Source organism: Paenibacillus sp. FSL L8-0638 (genome assembly GCF_038593075.1).
Classification (GTDB): Bacteria; Bacillota; Bacilli; order Paenibacillales; family Paenibacillaceae; genus Paenibacillus; species Paenibacillus polymyxa_D.
Map to the genome: position 1 here is coordinate 3,301,304 of NZ_CP151960.1, position 15,698 is coordinate 3,317,001.

Here is a 15,698-nt window from a genome sequence, read left to right on the forward strand (position 1 = left end):
GCTATGATTTTGAGTATGGATGAGATTGTCAACGCTATTTGCTTGCATATGGCTGAACGTAAAGGTGTTCAGCCCACGGATGTGACAGTAGAACTAAGCTGGGAAGAGGATACAGGTTATTCAGCAGAAGTCCATGTACAGGGCCGCAGTCAATATCTGGTGGAAGCCAATATGATTGAAGCCATTCTGAGATACCTATATTCCGAATACAATATTCGTGCCTATCGCGAACAAATCAGATTGGATCTGGATGAAGAAATTACTGCTATCGTCCAAACTTGATTATTTCGCATAGAACAGTCTTATTGAGTCATTATAAAACAAATGAACCGACCTTTGCTTGATGGCAAGGGTCGGTTTTTTGTTGATCGTTTCTCTAATAGATCAAGGTGCTGTAGTATTACATTTAGAAGTCGGCAACCCTAGCTATATAGATTCATTATCTCTATGAATAGCCTGTCTGCTAAATGATGGAACCGGAGATACCTGTACTTGCGGCACTCTTTCGAGTAAGCTACTACCGTACATTTCCCGAAACGGCTGCTCTTCCATATGAATATAGCCGATATAGCAGCCGCATTCTTTCATCCGGCACGGACGTTTGCCACTCAGACCCTTAAGACCATCCCTATATAAGTGTCCAAGCACCCGTCGATCCTGATAGCAGTGTTTTACTCTTCCGTCACCCTGGACATAAAATACATCTTCACCGGCGCGACATGCCCGTCCCTGACTGCTATAATCCTTTAAATTCCATTGAAAATAGGGGTCGATCGCAGTTAATTCAGTGACTTCAGCATCTGTATAATAATGGGGTCGATCCTTGTAGGCATTGACCCACAAATAAACATCCCTTGGAAGTTGCGATCTTAAGGAACGAATAGCTGGGAAGGCTTGTCTTAACCCGACGGTACCGACACTATAGGAAATACCAAGTTCATATAACTTCATAGCCTGCGATATAAAAACTTGCTCTTTCGTCTCTCCAGGGTGATATGTAGCCCACAGCGCAGCAGTCTCCGGGTTCAGTTCTTTCGTCCAATCCAGCTTAGTCGAGAGATTCGTCTGTACCGCCACTTTTTCCACATGCACCATGTGGGAAAACTCAATCATGGTCTTGCGATACCAGGAATGAATCAAGGCTTCTCCATACGGATTAAAAAAAATAGAGAGACGATGCCCCAAAACGCCCTGTTCCCGTACCCAATCAGCAAAACGTTCCAACTGGGCCCGATCCTTGTTCAACGTTTCCCGACTATCAACGTTTTTACTGAACGGGCAATAAGGACAAGCATAATTACACGAGGTCAACGAACCACGATAATATAAGATCGCTCTCATGCTCCTACATATCCTTCCATGCGCTCACGTACTGACGTGGAGATCATCCAGTCCCCAATCGCATCGGAATAGGCCATTCCTTCCTCTGTAAGTCGCAGCGTACCCTCCTCGACGACAGCCATACCGGATTCCAGCAGCAACGACATTCCTGTAAAATCGTCCGACAGAGATACACCGAAGCGCTCTGCATAGGCTGATAGCTCCAAACCTTCCCGATGAAGAAGCGCCTTTAAGATAAAGCGTCGCTTACTCTCATCCACATTTAAAATAAAGCCGTAGTCAGCCAGATCATGACGTTCCGCAGCAACATAATTTGCGATAATGCTACGGGTAGCTGCTGCACTAACCCCATAACGGCTGGCATAGTGGACATTGCGTGTATAGGAGCGTGCACCACACCCCAGACCAGCCATACCTTCCTCCTGGCAACTGTAGGGCAAAAGCTCTTTGTTGGATATACCATCATTTTTAGCAAAACGGCGCATGGAGTATTGTACATATCCTGCTTGTTTGAGCCGTTCGCGCGCCACTTCATACAAGCTAAGGCGAATATCATGATCCAGCCCGGTATAGCCTGGCTTTAAAATCGTATTTTCTCGAATATATAACGGATAAAGAAATATTTCTCCTGGCGAGTAAGACAGGGCTTCCTCTAAAGAATACAGCCAGGTTTCCACCGTTTGACCAGGCAAGCCATAGATCAGATCTACGTTCAGCAAAGGAAAGTTGTATTCCACCAGCCGCTCAAGTGCTTCTCTAACAAGTTTGGGCTTCTGAGGTCGGTATATGGCGGCACTTTCTGATTCCACAAAGCTCTGAATTCCCATACTGACACGATCTGTCCCGCGGCGCTTGAGCACCTCCAACCTGTCCTCAGTCACAGTATCAGGAGAGGTCTCCACCGAAATAGAAGCTCGCTTAGGGTCCAGTCCCATAATATTTTCCGCAATGTCAAACAAGCGCTCCACCAAAGGAGCCTCCAGTAAGGTCGGTGTACCGCCGCCGATCGCAAAACGTGAAAAAGGTCGACGCCCCATAATGGGTGCCCATTGCTTGGCTTGTCTTTCTAGTGCATCCACATACTCCTTATGTACATCCAGACGCTTGTCCGGCAAAGTGAACAGGTTACAAAATCCACAGCGAGCCGCGCAAAATGGAATATGCATATACAAAAAATAGCTTTCTAACTCCTCCTTCTCCCACAACTCCTGTAATGAGAGTGGTGTATCAAACGGACGATAGGCCGTTTTATGCGGGTAAGAGTACAGATAGGAGCGGTAAGGAGCTTCACGGATTGTGCTTGCCCATTCAGCAGGAGTTTCAGGCCACTGAAACCTAGACGGTGCTAAGTTTGTGTCTATCTCCGGGGCTGGCGCATCCGCTGGATGCGAGTGATTCAGATTTATGGCTTTCATTTCTGCTCCTTCCTCACGCTGGATTGATTTCTTGATATTTTACCAGTGCAATCTATACTTCTATTTGCTCTATAAAATAAATTCGCGGTAAGGCACATTCCAGACTACCTCATGCGCCAGACGATGTCCTTCATAGCCGTCTTCCCCATAAGCTGTACCATGATCGGAAAAAACCATGCAAAACGTCTTGCCCCGATTTCGCAAAGCCTCAAACAAACGTCCAAGTTCACCATCCACATACCGCAAGGCTGCCCGTTGAGACTCCACTGAATCTTTGGCTGCGCCCTTCACAAAATAATGATTAGGCCCATGGATCGCTGATACATTCAGAAATAAAAACAAGCGCTGTGACGGGTCTGCATTTTCCAACAGTTTCAGAGCATGATTCACCTGATTCTCCGTCGAACGGGGGTTGGTAACACCAAAGTTCATACGCCAGTAGCTTTCTTGGAAATATCCAGGCAGCACCTTGGCAAGCTTATTTTTCTTTGTGAAAAAAATAACGCCGCCGATACAGATGGTCCGATAACCTTCACCCTCTAGCCCGGATACAATATCCGGGGCATCGAACAGCCACGTATGTGGATGCGTACGTAGTCCCGTATCCTTGGTGTGAAACAGACGGATATGTGAAGTCTTATCCGTATTCGCTGGAGTCGGCAAAAATCCGCCAAAAAAAGCATGATGTGCAGCATAGGTAAAGCTACCCGGTGTATGGCGCTTTTCCCACGACCCGGAGCCGCACAAATTCGGACAGTTCTCTTCCTCCAGCTTTGCTACATCATAACGCAGAGTATCAAGCGTAATCATGACAATATCATGAGAGCCAACAATTTGATTCATATCAGTCATATCTGTCTTTCCTTTCCGTACCCACGCTCCTATTAGCGAGGTGCAGCATTTCCCATTCATACGGGCTCCAACCCTGATGTTCAACCCGGTACAGCAAATCACCGAACGGATTAACATCCAACACATAGGGACGCCCCCCATGAGCCGGAACAAGTACATCCAGCCCAGCGACCATGGACGCCGGAAAAACACTCATAGCGGCTTTCGCAGTAAGCTGGACCGATTCCACCGTATTCTGTGGTAATCCGGCTTCCTTCAGCGAGAGCCGCTCATTACGCAAATGCAAATTGGTAATGGGGCTGTGGCTCAAACGTAAAACCGCATGGCAAGCTTCTGATCCGCACACGAGTTGGCGCACATCATAAACACGCCCATTCAGGGTCGCTTTGGGAATCCAGCGCTCCACATGTACCCCTTCCAGGCATAGCCAGTTAAGGATAGCATGAATGTCCTGCTTATCCGTATAACGACGCAATCGTCCGGCATTATAATACACGCGCTGTCCGTGTATGATTTCCGTTCCAATCGTGGTCACTGCCAGTTCCGCGTGTGTGTGGGGATGTACCTGATAGGCCATGACACCAGAAGCACCGGACCCACAAAATATTTTCACAAATACGCGATGAAACCCGCTCTCCTTCATTGCCGTGTGCAGATCGACAACATCACGAAATGCACCACCTGAAGATGCAAGCACTGGCGGAACCCTTATATCTGCCTTGCCTAAATCGGCGCTACAACGCCGTTTGTCGAACATCACGGCAACTTCCGCCGGGTCATTCATCCAGTGTGACGAGGGCCAGAGCAGAGCCACTTCATTCCGTAGCCAGGCCAGCAGACGGCAATAACCCCGGAACCATTGTGCCGGGTGCCAAATACGACCGTGCTGCTCCTGCAGACATCGCGCTTCTGCCGCCGATATACCTGTGCCTTGTGTCCATTCGGGCCATGGCAACAGAGAATCGTCTCCCTCACCATCCGAGGCACCCAGAGCAATCAACTCACGCTCTACCTCAAAGCTTTCGCCCGGTGCATCCAGACGAAGCAGCGGACCACTGTCCATCTGCCCCGCCAGTAACTGATCAATGCTCTCTTTCACATAGGCACTGCCATTCACGCTGTCTTGTGCAGCTATTCGCACCATCAGCTCGCTCAGACCTTGTTTCTGCCGAATAGCTTCCAGCACATTCTTATAGGAAACCTCCAGAGCGGGCGGAAGCATTAATCTGCTTCTCGCCTCCTGCAGCCCAGTAGTTCGACGATTTCCCGGATTACCGAACAAGATAAACGGCTCGCTGACATTACAGTCTGACATCCTAACCATAGAGCCGCCTCACTTTAGATCAATTTAATTTTGAAAACAGTCCGTTTTTAGAAATCCATTTGTACAAATTACTCAGTCAGTGATGGATAGCGCCAATCATCTTCCTCATCTGCTTCTTGTTGATCTTCCACGTTCACAGATAGACCCGAGCTTTTCCAACGTTGCATCATTTCACTAGACATATAATGATAGCTCAAATCCAGATGCTTCAGCCCTTTTATACTTTCACTAGCCAGTAGCGCTTCTGCACCTTTATCAGACAACGTACCTTGTGAGAGATCCAGCACTTCCAATTGTCCAATCACAGGGGCATTAGCTGCTGCAATAGCAATTTCATCCTGTATTTCACTATCTTTGAGTCCCAAGTATGTAAGTTTGGGAAAAGGATTGCTGTCTAAAAACGGCAAAATATCTTTCAGGCTACCGTCAAAGCCATAGTTCTCGACACCCAAATACAGTTCCAACTTGCGCAGTTCAGGCAGTTCGGCATTACGTATTTGCTGAAGAACGCTCACAGGCAGGCCACCACAGATAATAACCAATTCTTGAAGATGGTTATGACGAAGCGGCTCCAAGCTCAGGTCCTGGCTTCCTTTGATATGAAAGGACTCCAATGCTGGAAACGCTTCTAACAATGAGGATAGATTCGTCTGGTTAATCCATGAAACCTCACACTCATCGTATTCCATATCACCAATAAACAGTTTGCGTATCTTAGGGAATTGATCTTTGAGCTTCACTAACACTGGGATAAAATCCTCTGGTGAACTTTCATAGGCACCGCCCCAATCTCCAATGATGAGATCTGTAACTTGCGCGCTCTCCGGCTTGGCTGCCAGTTCCTCAATAGATTTAGCCATCGTTTGGCCATTCTCATAAGCTTCATAATCCACTACCAATTTCACTTCCATCTTACAATTCCTCCGATCGCTTGTCTGAGATCTCGTAAACTATCTATTTCCAATTTAGTCTATCCTATTCTACCAATGTTCGTCAAAAATAGCCCCATATCGACATTAATCCTATGTAAAATTTGCTGAATGAAATAAAAACAAGACAGCCCGCTAAGCAGGCTGTCTTTGCATATTCATAATAAACTTCTACTATTATATTGTACGTAAGTTTAGAACCTAATTATTGGCTAATTGTAATCGGTGAGTTATCGGACAGCAATGCCAGATTATTCACGATCACATTCTCCTCATTGCTCAAGCCACTGGTAACGAGTGTTTGTGAACCTGCCGTCTGAACAGTCTTCACTTCCTTACGTTTCGCATGGTCTCCGTTTACAACATATACATATTCTTTACCTTGATCCTTTTGCACTGCCGCAGTAGGAACAACGATGCCTTCTTGCGCATTGGCAGCGACAAAGCTGATATCAGCCAACATGCCGGATTTCAGTTTTGTGTCTGGATTCGCTACTGAGATTTTTACAGGATAGCCTTTTCCACTTGCATCCAACGGGCTTACATTTTTAACTGTACCTGTTGTTACAATGTTGGAAGCAGCAACACGAACCTGTACCTTGTCACCTGCTTTTACATTGTTAATCTGTTCCGCTGGAACATAGATCAATGTATTGACCGTACTCAGATTAGCGATGACCAGCGCAGGAGACTGAGCGGATACCATTTCGCCCACTTCTGCATTTTTCGTGCCCACAATACCATTGATCGGTGACGTTACAACAGTATCATCCAATGCGTCCTGAGCAATGTTCACATTCAGCTGAGCCTGCTTAAGAGATTGTTGGCTGGACTCGATAACCGCAGTATTTTGAGATACTTTGAGCTGATTTTGCGCATTACTGTAACCGCTATTTGCATTACTGTAGCTATTTTTTGCTGAATCATAGCTGTTGCGAGCTGTAGTTAGAGCCTTCTGCGCAGCTACCAGCTGATCTTGCGCGTTAGCCTGCGCATTTTGTGCATTATTGTAAGCCGCTTCCGCATTCACGACTGCTGTTTTGGCTTGTTCTAATTGAGCTTGGGTGCTCGCACCTGCATCAAATAGACTTTGTGTACGTGTTACATTCTTCTGTGCATCTGCCAAAGCTTGCTGTGTTTGTTTCACCGTATTGGCTGCCGAGGAGACACCATGTGTTGCTTGTTCTACGGCTGTAGTGGCTTGATTAATAGCTCCCTGTGCCTGATTGATTGCACTTTGGGATTGAATCACGCCACTCTTGGACTGCACTAAGCCCGAGTTTGCCTGAACCATCGTAGATTCGTGGGATGCTTGAGCGGTGCTTACTCCGGCTGCTGCCGCAGCTGCTGCGGCGCGGGCTTTCGCAACATTATTCCGCATATCCTTATCATCAAGCTTGAACAGTACTTGACCCTTTTTAACCTCGGAGCCAATATCCACAGGCAGCTCAACCACTTTACCGCCCACTTTAGGCACGATGTTCACCGTCTCCGAAGGTGTTACGGTTCCTGTATAAATATTTCCCTGTCCGATAATTCCCTGCTGTGCTTGGCTGATTTTAACCGGAACGACCATATCCTGAGCCGCCCCGCTATTACTGGAGCAGCCTGCCAGCACTGCGCCGCCGAGCACTAAAGCCGCTAATGTACTTTCTACTCTCAATATTTTCATGATAATTCCCTTTCTTTCTGTCCGTGGAAATAATGTAAGCCATCCAGTCGTATTTTATAGTTCTTTGATTAAGCTTCCGGCTGTGTCTTTGCTTTCTTCCTCTGAATAAACAAAAAGATTAGTGGAATCGTGCAAAACAGCGGTATGGATGAAATGAGGAACGTATCCCCAATCCCTCTTGATGTGGCATCTAGTGTGATTAAACTACTTATGGATGACATCCATGAGCTGCCCAATGTCGCTTGTAGCGTATGAGCCGAGTCTGGTGTAATGGACTCCGAAATTTGCTGGGCATGAGCAGCCGAACGGCTTTGCATAATGGCGGTTAGCACTGCAATCGCCATAGATGCAGCCACAGTACGTACCAGATTGGATGCTGTAGATGCATTGGCTACCTTGCTCGGATGAACGGCATTCATACCGACCGTGGACAATGGCATCATGCAAATACCAATTCCCAGACCCCGTAATGCCATTACGGTTTCCAACCAGGCATGCGAAGTATCTGGCGTAAGCTGGTGAAGATGATAGGTCATAAAGCTGGTTAGCGTCAGGCCCACAAGCCCCAAAGGCACAATTCCGAACTTATCGAACAGCTTCCCGGCAATAGGCATCATAGCCGCCATGGCAATGGCCTGTGGAATGAGGATAATACCAGTATCAATCGGTGACACCCGCTGGATATTTTGCAAAAACAACGGTGTTAGGAACGTTCCTCCGTACATCCCCATCATGACCAGACTAGAGGCAATAACACTAATCGTATACTTTGAATTCTTGAATAATGAGATTTCAATTACAGCATTATCCTTGCCGCTTTCTACATAGATCAGAAAAACAAGTGCCCAGAAAGCAATAAACAGCAGGGATACAATTCCAAAAGAAGTCCAGCCATCACGCTGGCCGTTTGTCAATGCGTACAAGAGCGTTCCAGCACAAGTCGCGGCCAGCAAAAAGCCCGGTAGATCAAACGGCTTCGGCTCTACTTTAGGCGGCTCTTTGATTAGAAGAATAACCATTAAAATTGCAAATAAAGCAACCGGCACACTGACAATAAACAAGAACCGCCAGTTAAACCACTCAATCAAATATCCGCTAAGCGTAGGTCCCACAGCCGGCGCTGCCATTGCGGCGATCCCCCAAATACCAAGGGACATACCGATTTGTTCACGCGGCATAATTTTGTAAATAATCGTCATACTCAGCGGCATAATAACACCACCGCCCAGACCAGCCAGCACCCGTGCTGCGATCAGGGAAGAATCACTCCATGCAAAAATACATATTCCCGTTCCCAGCGAAAATACGCTGAGCGCTAGAATCAAAAACTTTTTGTATCCGAGGCGCTGCTCCATATATCCGGTAATCGGTACGATTACACCAGATGCAAGCGTGTAACCTGTAATAACCCACTGAATACGTGTCGTCGTAGATCCTAAATCCGTCGTCAATCTAGGAATGGCGACATTGATCAGACTGTTGTTCAGAATGGCGACAAAGGCGCCTAAAACGATAGCGAAAAAGGCAAGCCAGCGTTCTTTGGAAGAATCTGTCGAAGGAGCAGCAGCAATTTCATTGGCAGCCACATGGACCCCTCCTTTTTAAGGTGTATGAATTTTTACTTCCACGTTCGTTCCAGGGATAAGCTTCATATCCTTCGGCTTGTTCACAGCAATCTCTACAGGCACACGCTGAGTCACCTTGTTAAAGTTACCACTTGTGTTGACTGCAGGAACGAGTGAGAACACGGCGTTGGAGGCTTCCCCCACTTTACGAACTTTACCCTGAATCACCTGGTTACCTGCTGCATCAAGCGTAATATCCACAAGCTGTCCTGGTTTAATACGGTTAATGTCAGTTTCTTCAATGTTCGTGGATACGTACAAGCTGTTCATATCCACCATAGTTGCAACAGCACTACCCGGCGATCCGATTTCATGCTCTTTGGAATAAATCTTAATGACGGTTCCGTTGATCGGCGCGCGCAGTACGGACTTGCTGATCATACTCGCATCCAGCCCCGATACATCCTGCTCGGCAATCGGTTCATTACGCTGAACAACATCTCCTTCTTCCACATCAATGTGGCTTATTTCTCCGGAGATTTGCGGCATTACCTTATATTGATCTGCTTGAATGCGCGCATCGTCACTTTTAACAAAGTGTGTTGCTTGATACCAATAATAGTAGCCAATAGCTCCACCGCTCAGAACGAGCAGTACAATGAGGATTGGCAATACAGTTTTCTTACTCACTTCTTCCACCCCTGTTGTCCAAAAAATTTTTATTATTCAACGCTAATATTTTAAAATTGAAATATTAGGCCATTAAACCAAATGGAGAACGTAAATAAACACATGGCAACGTGCCATGCAAAAGACAGGACTTATTTTATGTACATAGGACAAGCTAATCCATGCTCCACAAACCGTCTTTTTATATTTAAATATTTTCATATAACTATTGTACATTGAAATATTATAGATATATTTATCTATTCAGGCAACATAAATTTTCAGTTTTTTCATAATTTTTTTCATAAAAAAGAACCTTGTTTCCAAGGCTCTTTCACGAAAAGGGATAGTTTACAATTAAAGGGTTACACAATAACGTTAAGAGAAAGGCGTAGGTACAGCTAACCGTTGTTTGCAGTTTTTCGCCTCCTGCCCTTCCTTCGTGTTCTTATTCATTCTGTTTCCCTGAGAAACTTGCTCCCCTATGCACCCTCCGCAACGGCAGCGTTCTGTCGTCCCATGTACATCCTCTTTGGAATCCCGTAATAGCCGTACGTAATCCAGAGATTGCTGTAAAGAAGCAGGTCCCGGAATGAAACGGACCTTCTTGCCTTCCAGCAGGCAGTATACCTCAATAAGCTGAGGAAGAGCTCCAAATGCATAATAACAAAATACATTTGTCATATGTTGGAATGTACTAATAACGTTAGGATTATAGTCAACGATGTACTTTTGAATGAGCAGGGAATCTGTTTCTGCTGATAGTTGCCAAGCAGCCTGAACAATAAGTGAAATATTGACCTCTAACTCAGGCACGGACGTACAAAATTGTTCATACAGCATCACAGGCATCATCAAGTCATTATTTAAGCCACAAATTTTTGACAACTCACCTGACACTTTATTTTTGACATCCCAATAATGGAACAAAGATTCAAAGCTGTCTGACTGCTTGGGCCACCATTTCTCCAGCACATACTGGACAGGGACTTCCCGCCGTACCTTTACTTCCATTCCAAAGTATTCGTTGAGCGCATGCCCTACTGCATATTGAACCCGTTGCCGCCAATTCCAGCCCTCACGCCCTCTTTTCCTCTGTGATTGACGGATTGGCTGTGGAGTTCTCCACATCTCCTCCAGCTGATAGTCGTGCAGAAGAGGAAAGCCGCTTAAGCTATCGCTATTGCGCATACCTATCCCTCACTCTCTTCTCAGGACACCCCAATACCAGCCTGTGCAAATTGTCTTCCGTAAGCTCGGCAATTCTCCTTGTCATCATCCAATGGATTGAATTCAATCTTTAGACTCTCCTGAATGACCGATGCGCCGCGTTCTTTGACTTTTTCCTCTACCAAGTCCACTGCACCACAGAATTGCGTATAGGATGTATCTCCACTACCAAATACTGCCGTCTTTTTACCAGACAGATCAAGTTCGTCTAGTTCCTCGTAAAAATCCAAAAATTCATCAGGAAGCTCACCATCTCCCCATGTATATACACCCAGCAGGAACCCGTCATATGCGAGCAGTTCTTGCGCGCTGCAATCATACGAAGCCTTCAATTCAGCCTCATGTCCTGCCTGACGGACGCCCTCGGCGATCAATTCCGCAATTTCCTCTGTATTACCGGTCAAACTGGCATAAGTAATCATGATTTTACCCAAGTTCATCCCTCACCTTTATTTGAAATATGGGATGCTTTCACTCCCTGTTACTCAAATAATATTTGATAATGATTCTCATTGTCAAATGTTAATTTCAAAAACTAGGTTTAATCTTGGGGAAATATACGCAAAACAGCCACATGACATGCGGCTGCTGGCTGAAAACCTATGGATAAGCAAATTAATTAGAGGCCTGTTTAATGAAGTAGAATTTCAGCTGTGTTGATAAAAAAATATTATGTACGTACAATTCATTCCATTTTCATTATTATAATAAAAAACGGATGGTTGTACGTACAAGTGGGATTGGCTTCATTTTAATATGGAAGCGCTATAATTACAAGTACATCCGAGAAAAAATATTTTAGACCAAGTGACTACTTACTTATTTATGTAATCATTCGATTGTTGCTGTGGTTTGTTGTACAATAGACTCCATATGGGGATTTCTGTGCAGCTTGCTGCCTGAATCCTGAATTGACTGCTGAAGGATGGATTGTACATGTATGTAGCACAAGAATGGAAAGACTACGAAGTAATGGATACAGGCGGTGGTGAAAAACTGGAACGTTGGGGTGATATTGTCCTGCGTCGTCCCGATCCGCAAATCATATGGCCTTTGGCCCAAGAAACAGCCGAATGGCGTAATGTTCATGGGCATTATCACCGCAGTTCCTCCGGTGGCGGCAACTGGGATATGAAAAAACCTATCCCCGAGCGCTGGACCATTAGCTATGGACCGCTTAAATTCCACATTAAACCGACCAGCTTCAAGCATACTGGTCTTTTTCCGGAGCAAGCAGCAAACTGGAGCTGGATGATAGATAAAATCAAAGGCGCAGGCAGACCGATTTCCGTACTGAACCTGTTTGCATACACGGGAGGAGCCACTACTGCTGCTGCGTATGCAGGAGCCAGTGTAGTTCATGTGGATGCCGCCAAAGGCATGGTACAGTGGGCAAAGGAAAACGTTCAATTGTCCGGTCTGGCTGACCGTCCGGTACGCTTCATTACGGATGACGTATTCAAGTTCGTGCAACGGGAACAACGTCGGGGCAACCGTTATGATGCCATTATTATGGACCCTCCTTCATACGGACGCGGACCGAACGGGGAAACTTGGAAGCTTGAAGAAAGCTTATACCCGTTTCTCGAATCCTGCATGAGCATCATTTCGGATCAACCGCTGTTCATGTTGATTAACTCCTATACTACAGGTATTTCGCCTACTGTATTGCGTAACATGCTGAGCATGACAATGCAACAAAAGTACGGCGGCCAAATTAGCGCTGGTGAAATCGGATTGCCGATCACACGCTCGGGATTGAATTTGCCTTGTGGTATTCTCGGACGCTGGGAGGCTTAAATTCCTCTTATGACTCAAAATGAACTTACTCGGCATGAACATGCACAGTCGAACATCCCTGTCCTATATGAGGACAATCATGTTTTGGCGGTTGTAAAGCCTGTCAATGTTCCAACGCAAGAGGATGCCAGTGGTGATCCTGATCTGTTGTCTTTACTCAAGGAAGATTTAAAAATTAGACACAATAAGCCTGGTAACGTTTTTTTGGGTTTAGTTCACAGACTGGATCGGCCTGTAGGTGGAGCCATGATTTTTGCTAAGACGTCCAAAGCTGCTTCTCGCCTGTCAGAGTCGGTTCGAAGTCGTCATTTTCACAAACTGTATACAGCCGTTCTGAATGGCGTTCCTACGGCCCCACAAGGCCGTCTGACCCATTACCTGCTAAAGGATAGTCGAACCAACACGGTTCAAACGGTTCGGCCTGGCACGGCTGGTGCGAAGGAAGCCATTTTGGAGTATCGCGTAATCGGACAAACAGATGGACTCAGTCTCGTGCAGATTAAGTTGCACACCGGACGCTCACACCAAATTCGTGTGCAAATGCAGGCGATCGGCTGTCCCCTCTACGGTGACCAAAAATATGGGGGTCATCTGAGTCGGCCCGGTCAACAGCTGGCGCTTTGGTCCTTACTCGCTGGAGCACCGCATCCGGTTAGCAAGGACGATATGAGATTTCACTCGTTACCTCCTGTCCAATTTCCATGGAATGAATGGCCCAGGTCGCTTTACGAGAACATGATTACGTCTGAAATTTGAACCGAAAAGCCCTGCTCCATCTGGATATCTACATCCTCAATCCCCATTTGCACAAAGAACCTGCAATGCATGTTTGTTCACATGCGTTACAGGTTCTTTTTTGTAGAAAATTAAATTAATGCGTCATCTTATCCTTTTATGACGAGGAAGCCACGGACTGCCCCTTCTTGCTGTTTACCAGCTGTTGACGGGGATGGGCGTTTTTTGCATTCGTATTTTTGATAAAAAACGCTAAAATCAGAGCGGCCACACTCAACACTGTTGCAATGATAAAAGCAGAGTTAATCCCATAAATTGTAGCTTGATTGCCTGCAGCCAGCATCCCCGCTTTATCCGTCACGGTTAGTCCCTCAGATGTAACAATCGATGTCAAACGGTTGCTGCTTTGTGTGGACATCACCGTCACCAGAATTGCCGTCCCAATCGAGCCGGAAATCATTCGCAGCGTGTTACTCATCGCCGTACCATGTGCATTCAATCGTTGTGGAAGCTGATTCAACCCGGCCGTTTGGATCGGCATCATTAGCAAAGACATCCCGAACATCCGCACCGTATAATTAATTAATAGTGCCATATAGGTGGTTGTTTCGGTCAACCGTGTAAATTCCCAAGTTGTTATAGCCATGATCAGCAAACCAATTACAGACAACCAACGCGCTCCGATTCGGTCAAAAATAGCCCCCGTTACAGGAGACATGAGCCCCATCAGAATCGCTCCCGGTAACATTAGCATTCCGGACTGGAGCGGTGTAAAACCCCGAATATTTTGCAAATAAATCGGAAGCAATATCATACCGGCGTACAAAGCCATCGTCACAATCACATTAATGATTGTCGTCAAGCTGTACACATCGTATTTAAAGATACGGAACTCCAGCATAGGCTCATCTACCTTCAGCTGGCGGATAATAAACAAAATAAGCGAAATTGTCCCAACGATAAGCGTAGACAGGACCGGAATACTTCCCCAACCTGATGTTCCTGCATCACTAAAGCCGTATAACAGTCCACCGAAACCGAGCGTAGACAAAATGATGCCAGGAATGTCCAACTTAGGCTTGGACTGCTCCGTTACATTTTTCAGAAAAATAAATCCGATCACAATCGAAATCACTGAAATCGGTAGGATGATCCAAAACAATACCCGCCAGTCATAATGCTGTACTATATAACCGGATAAGGTTGGCCCAATGGCTGGAGCAAAACCCAGCGCAATCCCCAAGGTTCCCATCGCTCGGCCACGACGCTCTATTGGGTAGATGTTCAAGATAACGACCATCATTAATGGCATCATGATACCTGCTCCCGCGGCCTGAATAAGTCGACCGATCAGCAATATGCTGAAGCTTGGCGCTATAGCACATAACAGTGTGCCGATTGAAAAAATAGTCATCGCACTAATAAACAGTTTACGAGTAGAGAAACGGGCAATCAAGAACGCGGTCACCGGGATCAGTACCCCATTCACAAGCATAAAGCCCGTGCTAAGCCACTGAGCTATATTGGCATCTATATTCAGATCACTCATCATTTTCGGTAAAGCCACACTGATTAACGTCTGATTTAATATCGCTACAATCGCGCCAATCAACAGAGCGGCCACAATGGGTGCTCTGCGTACATTACCTGGTAGTGTCATTTGAGGACTGCTCAAGTTGATTCATTCCCTTCGGTGTTAATTTCATGATCATTTGTTTATGGATATCCAGGACCATCTCTAGCTGCTCCTTCGGGATGTCCAGAATGGGCAAGACGCGCTCCATCCACATGGCGTCTACCTTTTTCATGATATCTTTTCCTTCCGGTGTAAGCGTCAGCACTAAGGATCTACGGTCATGCTCATGCCGTCCGCGAGCAATATATCCTGCCTTGGTCAAGCGGTCAACCACCCCACTCATAGAGCTGCTTCCCACATGCGCTATGTCTGCCAACTCGGATAACCCGATGTTGGGGCGTTTATTCAGAATTGCCAAAGCCATATGCTGAATGGCCGTCAGATCCAAATGCTGCTCCTCATTCCAGAAGGCATAAAATATCGTTTTGTTAACCTCCCTTACCGATTGAATAATCCGGTACACCTCAAGTCTGTCTTCCTCTCTGTCACTCACTGAAACCATCCTTCTTTCTAATCCCCAATTCACAATC

Annotated in this window: 15 protein-coding genes; 3 read left to right on the forward strand and 12 right to left on the reverse strand. The window is 46.1% G+C overall.

Going from position 1 to position 15,698, the window contains the following annotated elements; translation table 11 throughout:
• Positions 1-3 precede the first annotated feature (3 nt).
• A complete protein-coding gene (locus tag MKY35_RS14505; RefSeq protein ID WP_013310599.1) occupies positions 4-282 on the forward strand; it encodes a YxcD family protein in 279 nt (92 codons plus the stop codon).
• 144 nt (positions 283-426) lie between these two features.
• Here the strand turns inward: MKY35_RS14505 and MKY35_RS14510 are convergent, their stop codons facing one another.
• The 10 genes from MKY35_RS14510 to MKY35_RS14555 all read right to left on the reverse strand — a co-directional run bounded on the left by MKY35_RS14510 (position 427) and on the right by MKY35_RS14555 (position 11,437).
• Positions 427-1,341 carry an STM4011 family radical SAM protein gene (locus MKY35_RS14510; protein WP_342444092.1) on the reverse strand — a complete coding sequence of 305 codons (915 nt, stop codon included), beginning with the start codon at positions 1,339-1,341 and terminating at the stop codon, positions 427-429.
• Positions 1,338-2,756, reverse strand: coding sequence for an STM4012 family radical SAM protein (locus tag MKY35_RS14515; protein WP_342444093.1), 1,419 nt, complete (start codon positions 2,754-2,756; stop codon positions 1,338-1,340). Before MKY35_RS14515 ends, MKY35_RS14510 begins: the two co-directional genes overlap by 4 nt.
• 69 nt (positions 2,757-2,825) lie before the next feature.
• Complete coding sequence (locus MKY35_RS14520) at positions 2,826-3,608, reverse strand: STM4013/SEN3800 family hydrolase (protein WP_342444094.1); 783 nt, start codon at positions 3,606-3,608, stop codon at positions 2,826-2,828.
• Entirely contained in the window at positions 3,601-4,932 is a 1,332-nt protein-coding gene (locus MKY35_RS14525; protein WP_342444095.1) for an STM4014 family protein, read from the reverse strand. The genes MKY35_RS14520 and MKY35_RS14525 overlap by 8 nt, the downstream gene beginning before the upstream one ends.
• Before the next feature lie 68 nt (positions 4,933-5,000).
• The gene (locus MKY35_RS14530) at positions 5,001-5,843 is read right to left on the reverse strand and encodes an STM4015 family protein (protein WP_342444096.1); all 843 of its coding nucleotides are present in this window, start codon (positions 5,841-5,843) and stop codon (positions 5,001-5,003) included.
• Between the two features lie 223 nt (positions 5,844-6,066).
• The gene (locus tag MKY35_RS14535) at positions 6,067-7,533 is read right to left on the reverse strand and encodes an efflux RND transporter periplasmic adaptor subunit (protein ID WP_039271208.1); all 1,467 of its coding nucleotides are present in this window, start codon (positions 7,531-7,533) and stop codon (positions 6,067-6,069) included.
• A 68-nt stretch (positions 7,534-7,601) separates the two neighbouring features.
• Entirely contained in the window at positions 7,602-9,119 is a 1,518-nt protein-coding gene (locus MKY35_RS14540) for a DHA2 family efflux MFS transporter permease subunit (protein WP_039271206.1), read from the reverse strand.
• A 15-nt stretch (positions 9,120-9,134) separates the two neighbouring features.
• Complete coding sequence (locus tag MKY35_RS14545) at positions 9,135-9,788, reverse strand: HlyD family efflux transporter periplasmic adaptor subunit (RefSeq protein ID WP_342444097.1); 654 nt, start codon at positions 9,786-9,788, stop codon at positions 9,135-9,137.
• Positions 9,789-10,145: 357 nt separating this feature from the next.
• Complete coding sequence (locus tag MKY35_RS14550) at positions 10,146-10,958, reverse strand: hypothetical protein (RefSeq protein WP_342444098.1); 813 nt, start codon at positions 10,956-10,958, stop codon at positions 10,146-10,148.
• 20 nt (positions 10,959-10,978) lie between these two features.
• A complete protein-coding gene (locus tag MKY35_RS14555) occupies positions 10,979-11,437 on the reverse strand; it encodes a flavodoxin (RefSeq protein WP_049817022.1) in 459 nt (152 codons plus the stop codon).
• Positions 11,438-11,933: 496 nt separating this feature from the next.
• Between MKY35_RS14555 and MKY35_RS14560 the strand changes: the two genes are divergently transcribed.
• Positions 11,934-12,797 (forward strand): class I SAM-dependent methyltransferase, encoded by an 864-nt coding sequence (locus tag MKY35_RS14560; protein WP_342444099.1) that lies wholly within the window; start codon positions 11,934-11,936, stop codon positions 12,795-12,797.
• Positions 12,798-12,806: 9 nt separating this feature from the next.
• Positions 12,807-13,553, forward strand: coding sequence for an RluA family pseudouridine synthase (locus MKY35_RS14565; RefSeq protein WP_342444100.1), 747 nt, complete (start codon positions 12,807-12,809; stop codon positions 13,551-13,553).
• Positions 13,554-13,689: 136 nt separating this feature from the next.
• Here the strand turns inward: MKY35_RS14565 and MKY35_RS14570 are convergent, their stop codons facing one another.
• On the reverse strand, positions 13,690-15,192 hold the full coding sequence (locus MKY35_RS14570; protein WP_342444101.1) for a DHA2 family efflux MFS transporter permease subunit: 1,503 nt from the start codon (positions 15,190-15,192) through the stop codon (positions 13,690-13,692).
• Complete coding sequence (locus MKY35_RS14575; RefSeq protein WP_342444102.1) at positions 15,176-15,661, reverse strand: MarR family transcriptional regulator; 486 nt, start codon at positions 15,659-15,661, stop codon at positions 15,176-15,178. The genes MKY35_RS14570 and MKY35_RS14575 overlap by 17 nt, the downstream gene beginning before the upstream one ends.
• Between the last annotated feature and the right edge of the window lie 37 nt (positions 15,662-15,698).

Coding starts and splice junctions, on each gene's coding strand:
- MKY35_RS14505 (WP_013310599.1), top strand. CDS start 4: ATGATTTTGAGTATGGATGAGATTGTCAACGCTATTTGCTTGCATATG.
- MKY35_RS14510 (WP_342444092.1), bottom strand. CDS start 1,341: ATGAGAGCGATCTTATATTATCGTGGTTCGTTGACCTCGTGTAATTAT.
- MKY35_RS14515 (WP_342444093.1), bottom strand. CDS start 2,756: ATGAAAGCCATAAATCTGAATCACTCGCATCCAGCGGATGCGCCAGCC.
- MKY35_RS14520 (WP_342444094.1), bottom strand. CDS start 3,608: ATGACTGATATGAATCAAATTGTTGGCTCTCATGATATTGTCATGATT.
- MKY35_RS14525 (WP_342444095.1), bottom strand. CDS start 4,932: ATGGTTAGGATGTCAGACTGTAATGTCAGCGAGCCGTTTATCTTGTTC.
- MKY35_RS14530 (WP_342444096.1), bottom strand. CDS start 5,843: ATGGAAGTGAAATTGGTAGTGGATTATGAAGCTTATGAGAATGGCCAA.
- MKY35_RS14535 (WP_039271208.1), bottom strand. CDS start 7,533: ATGAAAATATTGAGAGTAGAAAGTACATTAGCGGCTTTAGTGCTCGGC.
- MKY35_RS14550 (WP_342444098.1), bottom strand. CDS start 10,958: ATGCGCAATAGCGATAGCTTAAGCGGCTTTCCTCTTCTGCACGACTAT.
- MKY35_RS14555 (WP_049817022.1), bottom strand. CDS start 11,437: ATGAACTTGGGTAAAATCATGATTACTTATGCCAGTTTGACCGGTAAT.
- MKY35_RS14560 (WP_342444099.1), top strand. CDS start 11,934: ATGTATGTAGCACAAGAATGGAAAGACTACGAAGTAATGGATACAGGC.
- MKY35_RS14565 (WP_342444100.1), top strand. CDS start 12,807: ATGACTCAAAATGAACTTACTCGGCATGAACATGCACAGTCGAACATC.
- MKY35_RS14570 (WP_342444101.1), bottom strand. CDS start 15,192: ATGACACTACCAGGTAATGTACGCAGAGCACCCATTGTGGCCGCTCTG.